Annotated in this window: 13 protein-coding genes; 9 read left to right on the top strand and 4 right to left on the bottom strand. The window is 71.0% G+C overall.

The genetic code is table 11. The features are described 5' to 3' along the window. Window positions 1-47: 47 nt before the first annotated feature. The 3 genes from PSH25_RS02115 (at window position 48) to PSH25_RS02105 (ending at window position 2,154) form a co-directional block, all read left to right on the top strand. Window positions 48-428, top strand: a complete 381-nt coding sequence (locus PSH25_RS02115; protein ID WP_308193605.1) for a LysR substrate-binding domain-containing protein — start codon at window positions 48-50, stop codon at window positions 426-428. 97 nt (window positions 429-525) lie between these two features. Continuing rightward, window positions 526-1,377 (top strand): aldo/keto reductase, encoded by an 852-nt coding sequence (locus PSH25_RS02110; RefSeq protein ID WP_238657336.1) that lies wholly within the window; start codon window positions 526-528, stop codon window positions 1,375-1,377. 81 nt (window positions 1,378-1,458) lie between these two features. Continuing rightward, a complete protein-coding gene (locus PSH25_RS02105) occupies window positions 1,459-2,154 on the top strand; it encodes a hypothetical protein (protein WP_238657335.1) in 696 nt (231 codons plus the stop codon). Window positions 2,155-2,232: 78 nt separating this feature from the next. On the opposite strand, the gene PSH25_RS02100 is transcribed toward PSH25_RS02105, so the two are convergent. Next, complete coding sequence (locus PSH25_RS02100; RefSeq protein ID WP_238657334.1) at window positions 2,233-2,763, bottom strand: nuclear transport factor 2 family protein; 531 nt, start codon at window positions 2,761-2,763, stop codon at window positions 2,233-2,235. 130 nt (window positions 2,764-2,893) lie between these two features. On the opposite strand from PSH25_RS02100, the gene PSH25_RS02095 reads away from it, so the two are divergent. After that, window positions 2,894-3,901: an ArsR/SmtB family transcription factor gene (locus PSH25_RS02095; protein ID WP_238657333.1), complete on the top strand. Its 1,008-nt coding sequence runs from the start codon at window positions 2,894-2,896 to the stop codon at window positions 3,899-3,901. On the opposite strand, the gene PSH25_RS02090 is transcribed toward PSH25_RS02095, so the two are convergent. Beyond that, window positions 3,859-4,701 (bottom strand): helix-turn-helix transcriptional regulator, encoded by an 843-nt coding sequence (locus PSH25_RS02090; RefSeq protein WP_238657332.1) that lies wholly within the window; start codon window positions 4,699-4,701, stop codon window positions 3,859-3,861. The two genes, PSH25_RS02095 and PSH25_RS02090, sit on opposite strands and share 43 nt — an antisense overlap. A 102-nt stretch (window positions 4,702-4,803) precedes the next feature. Here PSH25_RS02090 and PSH25_RS02085 point away from each other — a divergent pair, with 102 nt between their 5' ends. Beyond that, a complete protein-coding gene (locus PSH25_RS02085; protein WP_238657331.1) occupies window positions 4,804-5,556 on the top strand; it encodes an SDR family oxidoreductase in 753 nt (250 codons plus the stop codon). A gap of 26 nt (window positions 5,557-5,582) precedes the next feature. Here the strand turns inward: PSH25_RS02085 and PSH25_RS02080 are convergent, their stop codons facing one another. After that, window positions 5,583-6,098 (bottom strand): GNAT family N-acetyltransferase, encoded by a 516-nt coding sequence (locus PSH25_RS02080; RefSeq protein ID WP_238657330.1) that lies wholly within the window; start codon window positions 6,096-6,098, stop codon window positions 5,583-5,585. Window positions 6,099-6,228: 130 nt separating this feature from the next. Between PSH25_RS02080 and PSH25_RS02075 the strand changes: the two genes are divergently transcribed. From PSH25_RS02075 to PSH25_RS02065, 3 genes are read left to right on the top strand one after another with little or no spacing between them, the layout of a single operon-like run. Continuing rightward, window positions 6,229-6,783 carry an NADPH-dependent FMN reductase gene (locus PSH25_RS02075; protein ID WP_238657329.1) on the top strand — a complete coding sequence of 185 codons (555 nt, stop codon included), beginning with the start codon at window positions 6,229-6,231 and terminating at the stop codon, window positions 6,781-6,783. Window positions 6,784-6,810: 27 nt separating this feature from the next. Beyond that, a complete protein-coding gene (locus PSH25_RS02070; RefSeq protein ID WP_238657328.1) occupies window positions 6,811-7,824 on the top strand; it encodes an ATP-binding cassette domain-containing protein in 1,014 nt (337 codons plus the stop codon). Next, window positions 7,821-8,678, top strand: a complete 858-nt coding sequence (locus PSH25_RS02065; protein ID WP_238657327.1) for an ABC transporter permease — start codon at window positions 7,821-7,823, stop codon at window positions 8,676-8,678. Before PSH25_RS02070 ends, PSH25_RS02065 begins: the two co-directional genes overlap by 4 nt. An 82-nt stretch (window positions 8,679-8,760) precedes the next feature. Here the strand turns inward: PSH25_RS02065 and PSH25_RS02060 are convergent, their stop codons facing one another. Further along, window positions 8,761-9,666, bottom strand: coding sequence for an AraC family transcriptional regulator (locus PSH25_RS02060; protein ID WP_238657326.1), 906 nt, complete (start codon window positions 9,664-9,666; stop codon window positions 8,761-8,763). 157 nt (window positions 9,667-9,823) lie between these two features. On the opposite strand from PSH25_RS02060, the gene PSH25_RS02055 reads away from it, so the two are divergent. Beyond that, a complete protein-coding gene (locus tag PSH25_RS02055) occupies window positions 9,824-10,129 on the top strand; it encodes a putative quinol monooxygenase (protein WP_238657325.1) in 306 nt (101 codons plus the stop codon). Window positions 10,130-10,176 lie beyond the last annotated feature (47 nt).

Raw genomic sequence — 10,176 nt, 5'->3', positions numbered from 1 at the left:
CTTACTTTTTTTTTTTTTTATGATCCGACCTCCGCCGTGTTCTATCCCTGTGCCCTACACGACGCTCTTCCGTTCTCCACCTGCTGGCGGTGTGCCGACAGCACGGTTGGCGTCCGGCCCGGGTGCGCCCGGCCCGCAACCCGGAGTTCCTCTGCGGGCTGGTGCTGGCCGGCGGCGGGGTGGCCGTGGAACCGGCGGCGGTGGCCCGCCGGGAACCCCGGATGGCCTGGCGACCGATCACCGACGCGCCACTGGCCAGGCGCACCTCGGCAGCCTGGCCGGACCGGTCGGCACACCCGGCGGCGGCGATGTTCGGCCAACTGGCCGCGGAGGTGCTGGCCGACGCCGAACCCACCGCGCCCGCGCCGCCCACGACGTCGGTGCCGGCGGCACGGCCGTGGCCGGTGCTGTTCGACACGACCGGGTGAACCGGTGCGCCGTTGCGTTCGTCACCTCCGGTTGGGCGGTGGATCGTCCACCCACGCGGGTATGGATGACAGGTAACGAAGACGCGAAGGAGCCGCAGTGGCACTCACGATTCCCGACATCAGCCTGAACGACGGCACCACCATTCCGCAGCTCGGCTTCGGGGTGTTCCAGATCGAGCCGAAGGACACCGTCGCGGCGGTGACCACGGCGTTCGAGGTGGGTTACCGGCACATCGACACCGCCGAGATGTACGGCAACGAGGCCGAGGTCGGCGAGGCGGTACGCGTGTCCGGCCTCGACCGGGGCTCGGTCTACGTGACCAGCAAGCTGAACAACGGCTTCCACCGCCCCGACGACGCCCGCCGGGCGTTCGACTCGACGCTGGCGGCGCTGAAGATGGACTACATCGACCTGTTCCTGATCCACTGGCCGCTGCCGACCCTGTACGACGGCGACTACGTCTCGACCTGGAAGGTGCTGGAGGAGTTCCAGCGCGACGGCCGGGCCCGCTCGATCGGCGTGTCCAACTTCCAGGTGTCGCACCTGCAGCGGCTGGCCGACGAGGCGAGCGTCGTGCCGGTGGTCAACCAGATCGAGGCGCACCCGTACTTCGGCAACGACGAGGTCCGCGCCTACGGCCGTGCGCACAACATCCTCACCGAGGCGTGGTCGCCCATCGCCCAGGGCAAGGTCCTCGACGACCCGACGGTGGTCGACATCGCCGAGCAGCTCGACCGGACCCCGGCGCAGGTGGTGCTCCGCTGGCACGTGCAGCGCGGCGACATCATCTTCCCGAAGTCGACCACCCCGAAGCGGATCAAGGAGAACACCCGGATCTTCGACTTCGAGCTGGACGACGCGGCGATGGAGCGGATCACCGCGCTGGACAAGGGTGAGGCCGGCCGGCAGGGCCCGAACCCGGACACCTTCGCCTACCTGCCCGCGTAACGCGACGGCCGGCGGCGACGCCACTGAAAAGGGGGGCCCGGTCGGGCCCCCCTTTTTCGCGTGAAAGGACCGTCCCCGGCGATGTCGCTCCGCCGTACCATCCTGCTTCCGCTGTCGTTGCTCCTGCTCGGCTCGGCGGCCTGCGCGCCGAGCCAGGCCGCCGAGGCTCCCCGCTGGTCCGCGCCGTCGGTATCAGCCTCGCCGACCCCGCCAAAGCCGCGTCCGGCGCCGACCTCCACGGCCGAGGTCCGCAGCCGGGTCACCGCAGCGATGCTGAACCTGGACGCGAAGTTCCACCCGGAGACCGCCCAGTACACCGACGAGAACACCGAGGCGTGGAAGTTGATCTCCCTGTGCAGGGCGAGCCTGCCGTCGGACATCAAGCGCACCGCGCACCGGGAGCGGCTCTGGGATGGCGAGTCCGTGTGGATCCGGCAGTACGTGGTCGGCTACCTGAAGGTGCCCGGCCGCAAGCTCGCCGACGAACTGCGGTCGGTCCTGTCGACGTGCAAGGAGTACGAGGTGCCCGACGACGGGCGCACGTCGACGATCGTGCGACCGTCGCCCCCGCCGGTGCCGAACGGCCCTGACGTGATCACCTTCTGCGAGCGGCTGAAGGGGAAGGCGACCCGGCACCAGTGCACGCTGATCCTGGTGCGCGGCAACTTCGTCATGGAGGTGGACGCCTCGGCGAGCGACGGTGACCTGGCGGCCGGCACCGCGCTGATCGCGAAGATCGCGCCGCTGGCGGTGGCCGCCCTGGAGAAGGCCGTCTGAACGCCACCGTGGGGCGGGCGCCGCTGCTGGCGCGCCCGCCCCTCCCCCCGGCTGGCGACCCCTTGCCAGTCTCCGTGGTCAGACGCGGCCCACGGAGTCCTGGTTCTGCAACACCAGCCACCGGCCGTGCTGGTACGTGTAGCTGACCCCGATCAGCAGCGGCACCCTGGTGCCGGTGGCTGGCACCGCGTAGACGGAGTCGAACAGCACGAACCCGGTCCGGCAGCCCACCACGGTCTGTTTGGCCACACTGAAGGACTGGGTCCACGAGTCGTCGGCGAAGAACCCGCGCAACCAGTCCACGGTGGCCCGTTTGCCGTCGAGCACCTCACCGTCGGAGGCGAAGACGGAGGTGACCTCGGGGTGCAGCAGCGCGGCGAAGCCGTCCAGGTCGCGCCGCTCGGTGGTCTCCACGTACGCCCGGACGGCGCGGTCGAAGGCGCGCTCGCAGCCGCGGGCCGCCGCGTCGCCGGTTGTGGTGTCGCCGGGGCCGGGGGTGGCGGCCGACACCGCGGCCGGAGCCGCTGCCAGCAAGCCGGCGGTGAGCCCGAGCAGGGCGATCGTGCGGCCGAGCCGGCCGGCGGGACGGGCGGAGGCAGGTGGGCGCATCGGTTTCTCCTCGGGACGAGTGGTGTTGCCGTCGCAGCCAACCCGGCCCACCACACACTCGGCCAGTCATTCGAACCAGCTCGAATGCGGACGGCACATCGATGCCGCCGCTTGTACTATCCGCGCTGTGATGGTCACGCATCTGGACGGCCCGAGCCTCGCCCGGCTCCGGTTGGCGATCTCGCCGGCCTGGGAGGTGACGTCCTGGCTGCGGGCCGCGCTCTCGCGGTTCGGGCATCCGGTGCACGGCGATCCCGGTCCGGCCGCCCGCGCCGCGTTGCGGCACCCCGACGTGGCCCTGGTCGCGGAGCTGGTGACCCCGCCCGGCCGGCTCGGCTACACGCCGGACCTGCTCACGCCGAAGCCGCCGCTGGGCCCGCTCGACGCGGCCTTCGAGCAGCAGTTGGCGGCCACGGCCGCAACGCCCGCCGACGAGGTGGCGACGCAGGTGAACGAGCGGTTCCCGACGGGCCCGATGCCGGTGCGGGTCCGCGCGGCCGTCGAGGACGGCACCCTCGCCCGGCGGGTCACCGACGGGCTGCGGCACTTCTGGCGGGCCGCGCTCGCCGAGCAGTGGCCGGCGGTGCGGGCCACGCTGGAGGCCGAACTGGCCGGGCGGGCCACCGCGATGGCCACCGCCGGGGTGGGCAGCATGCTGAACGGCCTGCACCCGAAGGTCGGCTGGACCGGCAGGTCGCTGACCATCGACAGCTCGTACCGGATCACCACGGCGCTGACCGGCGCGGAGCTGGTGCTCGCGCCGTCGGCGCTGGCCTGGCCCCAGGTGTCCACCCAGCTCTGCGACGAGGGCAACGCCGTGCTGGTCTACCCGGTCGGCGCCGGGCGGGCGGACCAGCGCCGGGCGGGTCGGCTCGGTGACCTGGTCGGTGCGAGCCGGGCGGCGATCCTGGCGGACCTGGACGTGCCCCGGTCCACCGGGCAGCTCAGCGAGCGGCACCGGCTGGCCCCGGCCACCGTCTCCTACCATCTGGGGGTGCTGCTGCGCTCCGGCCTGGTGGTGCGCACCAGGGAGCGGCACAGCGTGCTCTACCGGCGGTCCGACCACGGGGACGAGCTGGTCGGCTGCCGGCCAGGTCAGGGCGCGACGCGCTCGGCGAGCCGGCGGAACACCGCCTGAGTGGGCGAGCCGGGCTCGGGGACGTAGACGATCATCCGCTGGTCGGTCTCCGGAACGTGCAGCACCCGGCACTCGAACTCCAACGATCCCAGCTCCGGGTGCGGCACCCGCTTGACGGTGGGGCGGCGCTCCTCGACATCGTGCTCCGCCCAGAGCCGCGCGAACCGTGGCGAGGTGCCGAGCAGCTCGGTGACCAGCTCGCGGATCGCCGGGTCGGCCGGGTAACGGCCGTAGGCGGCCCGCAGGTCCGCCACGGTGCTGCGGACGAAGCAGATGGTCTCGGCGTCGGTCCAGTGGCTGTCGGTCGCCGGACGCCGGAAGGTCCAGCGGATCATGTTGCGGTCCGCGGCCGGCACGGCCGAGAGGTCGCCCATGAAGTACGTGGCCAGCCGGTTCCACGCCAACACCTGGTACGCGGCGTCGACGAGGTACGCCGGAGTCTCAGTCATCGCGTCCATCAGGTGCCGCAGCCCGGGGGTCACCTCCCGGCTCGGCCCGCCGGCCGGCAGCGGATTCTCCCCGGCGATCCGGAACAGATACTCGCGCTCGTCCCGACTCAGCAGCAGCGCCCGGGCCATCGCGGCGAGCACCTGCCGCGACGGGTGCGGCCCGCGGCCCTGCTCCAGCCGGATGTAGTAGTCGATCGACATGCCGGCGAGCTGGGCGACCTCCTGCCGGCGCAGCCCGGGGGTGCGTCGGCGTTCGCCCTCGGGGAGCCCGACCTCGGCGGGCCGCAGCCGGGCGCGGCGGGTACGCAGGAACGCCGCCAGTTCGTCACGCCGCAGCCCGATGCTCGTCATGCCCTCAGCATGCCTCGGTGCGGGCCGGCGAGGGTGGTACCGCCGGTCCCAGCCTCCGCCCGTCTCTCCCCGGGCGCGGCCAGCCCGGCGAGGCTCGACGGCATGACGAACATGATCGCCCTGATCACCGGGGCCAACAAGGGGATCGGCTTCGCCACCGCCCGGCAGCTCGGTGCCCTCGGGATGACCGTGCTGGTGGGCGCGCGGGACGCCGAGCGGGGCCGGGCAGCGGAGCGGGAGCTGCGCGACGGCGGCGCGGACGCGGTGTTCGTGCCGCTCGACATCACCGACGCCGAGTCGGTGACGACCGCCGCGAAGCGGGTGGAGGCGGAGTACGGCCAACTGGACGTGCTGGTCAACAACGCCGGCATCATCCTCGCTGACGGCGCACGAGGGCTGCCCAGCGAGACGACAGTGGCGACGCTGCGCCGGCTGTACGAGACGAACGTCTTCGGGGTGGTGGCGGTGACCAACGCGCTACTGCCGCTGCTGCGCCGGGCACCGGCCGCCCGGATCGTCAACGTGTCGAGCGAGGTCGGCTCGATCGCGGTGATGACCGACCCGAACGGCGCGCTGTTCGAGCTGACCTCCGTGCCGTACCCGTCGTCCAAGGCGGCGCTGAACATGCTCACCGCCATGTACGCCAAGGAGCTGCGGGACACCCCGATCAAGGTGAACGCGGCGAACCCGGGCTACTGCGCCACCGACCTCAACGGCAACAGCGGCTTCCGCACCGCCGAACAGGGCGCCGAGGTGAGCGTGCACCTGGCGACCCTGCCGGCCGACGGCCCGAACGGACTGCTCTGGGGCTTCCAGATGGACGCCGGTGGTGGGTACGGCGTGCTGCCCTGGTGACAGCGCCGTGAACCGCCCCGCCGCCCTCAGCTTCCGGTCGGTGGGGCGGTCAGGTCGAGCTGCCAGTCGTTGGCCCGCATCATCTGCCCCGGCGGGTATTCGAAGCCGGTCTCGCCGAGCAGCGTGAAGCCGGCCTTGCGGCACACCGCGTTCGAGGCGGGGTTGTCGACCGAGGGGTAGGCGTGGGCGTGGTGCCGGTCCCGTCGCGCGCGGGCCACGTCCACCACCGCGCGCACCGCCGCCGTGGCGAGGCCCTGCCCCCGGTACGCGGGCAGCACCGCCCAGCCCAGCTCGTACACCGGTTGCTCGCGCCACTCGCGGGCCCAGTAGCCGACGCTGCCCGCCCGTGCCCCGTCCGGCAGCACCAGCGTGAACATGCAGCCCTGCCCGGTGCCCGAGAAGTGCACGTACCGGTCGTGCCGGGCGAGCACCTGCTCGTCGGTCTCCGGGCCGCCGGTGTGCTTGCGGGTGTCCGGTGAGTTGAGCTGCCGCAGCAGGTCGAGGTCGTCCTCGTGCCACGGCTCGATGCGTACCTGTGCCATTCCGCCCCCCTGTTCGTCGACCCCAGTCAAGCCGATCCCACCGACATTTCGCCCCGAACCGCGCCCGCTAGATCGGATCTAGCGGGCGCGTGTCGTCACCTCGCGCCTTCAGGGTGGAAGGGGGGTGGCCATGACACAGTTGCGGATCGCCGTGATCGTCGGCAGCACACGGGAGGGGCGGGTCGGCGACCGCCTCGCCCACTGGTTCGTCGAGCAGGCCACGCGGCACGACGACCTGGCGGTGACGGTCGTTGACCTGACCGAGTACGACTTCCCGGCCACCTACCCCGCCGAGCCGACCGCGTCCATCCGGGCGTTCGTCCGCGAGGTGGGCCGGGCGGACGCGTTCGTCGTGGTCACCCCCGAGTACAACCACAGCTTCCCGGCACCCTTGAAACAAGCCATCGACTACGCGTACGACGAGTGGCAGGCCAAACCGGTCGGTTTCGTGTCGTACGGCTGTCGGTCCACCGGCCAGCACGCGGTCGACCAGCTACGTACCGTCTTCACCGCACTGCACGCGATGACGGTGCGCGACGTCGTCGGGATCGACCTGCTCGCCGACGAGCCGACCGCCCAGTGCACCGACGAGCTGCAGCGCGACGTCGGCGTCCTGCTCGACCAGCTGCGCTGGTGGGGTCTGGCACTGCGCGACGGCCGGGCGGCTCGACCCTACGTCTCCTGAACACGTCCACCACGAAAGGTAAGAATCATGAGTAGACGCACCACAGGTCTGGCCATCGAGGCCGAGGGGCTCACCCGCTCGTTCGGGGACACCCGGGCGCTGGCCGGCATCGACCTCCAGGTGCCCGCCGGCACCGTCTACGGCCTGCTCGGCCCGAACGGCGCGGGCAAGACCACAGCGGTCCGGGTGCTCGCCACGTTGCTGCGACCCGACGGCGGCTCGGCCCGGGTCTTCGGGCACGACGTGGTCGACGAGGCCGACAAGGTCCGTTCCCGGGTCAGCCTCACCGGCCAGTACGCCTCGGTCGACGAGGACCTGACCGGCACGGAGAACCTGGTGCTCCTCGCCCGCCTGCTCGGCCTGCGCAAGCCGGCCGCTCGGGAGCGCGCGGCGGCCCTGCTGGCCGCGTTCGGTCTGACCGAGGCGAGCGACCGCCAGGTGAAGAAGTACTCGGGTGGGATGCGGCGACGCATCGACATCGCCGCCAGCATCCTGAACACCCCCGATCTGCTCTTCCTCGACGAACCGACGACCGGTCTCGACCCGCGCAGCCGCAACCAGGTGTGGGAGATCGTCCGGGCGGTGGTGTCGCACGGCACGACGGTGCTGCTGACCACCCAGTACCTCGACGAGGCCGACCAGCTCGCCGGGCGGATCGCGGTCGTCGACCACGGCCGGGTGATCGCGGAGGGCACCCCGGGTGAGTTGAAGTCGTCGATCGGCTCGGGCACCGTCCACCTGCGACTGCGCGACCCCGCACAGCGCCCGGAGGCGGAACGGGTGCTCCGGGAGGCGCTCGACGTGCCGGTGCAGCTCGCCGCCGATCCGGTGGCGCTGACCGCCCGCGTCGGCGAGGCCGGCACCGACCTCGACGCCAGCGCCCAGGCCGCTCGCGCGCTCAGCAACCTGGCCCGCGCCGGCATCCTGGTCGACAACTTCTCCCTCGGCCAGCCGAGCCTGGACGAGGTCTTCCTGGCCCTGACCGACCACCCCGCCGTGCCGACCGACGAGCGCGACGACGAGCTGGAGGCAGCCCGATGAGCGACACCACGACCACCACTACCGAACGGGCGCCGTCCGTCTACGTCCCGTCCGCCGAGGCGCTGGCGACCGTGCTCGCGCCCGGTGCCCGACCTCCCCGGCCGAGCGCGCTGGGCGCGTCACTCACCTTCGGCTGGCGGGCCATGCTGAAGATCAAGCACGTGCCGGAGCAGCTCTTCGACGTGACCGCGTTCCCGATCATCATGGTGCTGATGTTCACGTACCTGTTCGGTGGCGCCCTCGCCGGCAGTCCGCGCGACTACCTGCAGTTCTTCCTGCCCGGCATCATGGTGACCAGCGTCGTCATGATCACCATGTACACCGGCATCGGCCTCAACACCGACATCGAGAAGGGCATCTTCGACCGGTTCCGGACGCTGCCCGTCTGGCGCCCGGCCGCCCTGGTCGGCATGATCTTCGGCGACGTGCTGCGCTACATCCTCGCCGCCGTGGTGATCCTGGGCCTCGGGCTGGTGCTCGGGTTCCGCCCCGAGGGCGGGGTGGTCGGGGTCGTTACCGGGATCGGGCTGCTGGTGGTCTTCTCGTTCGCGTTCTCCTGGGTGTGGACGTTCTTCGGGCTGATCCTGCGCAGCGAGAAGTCGGTGATGGGGGTCAGCATGATGGTGCTGTTCCCGCTGACGTTCCTGAGCAACGTCTTCGTCGAGCCGAGCACCATGCCCGGCTGGCTCCAGGCGTTCGTGAAGGTCAACCCGGTGACGCAACTGGTGGCCGCCATCCGGGGAGCGATGAGCGGCGAGTCCGACCCGTCGGCCACGATGTGGCTGCTGCTATGGAGCGCCGGCTTCGTCCTGGTCTTCGGCACCCTGACGATGTACAGGTACAACCGCCGCTGACAGTGATTCAAGCGACGGGCGCCGCCACGGCTGTGGCGGCGCCCGTCGGCTGTCGTCTGGGCGCCCGGGTGAACGCTGGCGGTCAGACGACCGCCGGCACCTCGGCTCGGATGGTCCCCCGCAGGCGGGTGGCGTCCTGACTGGGAGGCGCGCCGAACTGGCGACGATATTCGCGGCTGAACTGCGACGGGCTCTCGTAGCCAACCCGGATGCCCACCCCGGTGACGTCGTTGGGGTGCGTGGCGAGCAGGAGCCGCGCCTCCTGCAATCGGATCTGCTTCTGGAACTGGATCGGGCTCATCGCGGTCACCGCCTGGAAGTTGCGATAGAACGCCGACACGCTCATTCCGGTCAGCCGCGCTAGCTCCTCCACCCGGAACGGCTGCGCAAAATGGTCGCGGATCCACCGGACCGCCCGGGCGATGTGACTGAGGCTGCTGTCGGCCAGACCGAGCTGCCGGACGGCCGCACCCTGCTCCCCGGTGAGCAGCCGCCACAGGATCTCCCGCTTGATCAGGGGCGCGAGCACCGTGGCGTCCCGGGGCCGATCCAGCAGCCGAAGCAGTCGGATCACCGCGTCGCCGAGCTCGTCAGGAGCGTCGCTGACCAGCAGCCCCGACGGCGTCGGCCCGGTCAGGGGCGGGAGGTCGCCCGGCGCCGCCTGCAGCAGCAACTCCGCGACCATGGCCGGATGTAGCACCAGACCGAAACCCAGAGCCGGCGCGTCGGCGCTCGCCTGGGTGAAACGGCCGGTGACCGGCAGGTCTACCGACGCGACAAGGTACTGGCCGGCCCGGTACTCGTACACGCGGTCGCCCAGCGCCATCTGTTTGGCGCCTTGGGCGATGAGTGCCAGCACGGTGCCCGACATCGACGTGGTCGGCGCCGTCTGCTGCTCGACCTTGGAGATCAGCACCCCCTCAATGGTGGTGTTCATGTCCGGTCGGGCGTGCCTGGCCAGCAACACCCGCAGCTCATCGAGGTCCACGACCCGATTGTGCCACAGAACCAATCCTCGCCAGAATGAGAGGATGAGGCAAGGCCCGGCGAGCATTCTTCTAACGTTTTTGCTGGTAAATGCGCTTCCATAGGATTGTCAGTTTCCCGAAGAGCGCAGCGCAGCTCAACGATTAGGAGTCTCAACAATGTCCGTCCACCACGGGTTCCAGGCCACCATGACAGCTAAGCCAGGCAAGGCGGACGAGCTGATCCAGTTGTTGCTCGACGCACCGTCCCTGCCGCACGACGACTGCGTGGTCTTCCTCGTGTCCCGCTCGGCGTCCGACCGCGACGTCGTCCACGTCATCGAAGGCTGGACCAGCGCCGAGGCGCACAGCGCGTTCTTCGCGGGCGAGCAGGCGCAGGCCCTGGTCGCGAAGCTTCAGCCGCTGCTGGCCGGTGACTCGGCGTACACCGACGCCGTGCCGGTCGGCGGCAAGGCGACCTTCTGAACCGGCGACCGCACCGATCACCCCTACCTGTGTCAGCGAAAGGATCC

The sequence above is a fragment of the Micromonospora foliorum genome (genome assembly GCF_022229015.1).
GTDB classification, from domain to species: Bacteria; Actinomycetota; Actinomycetes; order Mycobacteriales; family Micromonosporaceae; genus Micromonospora; species Micromonospora foliorum.
The sequence above is the reverse complement of the archived record's forward strand: the minus strand, read 5'-3'. Positions and strand labels throughout refer to the sequence as shown.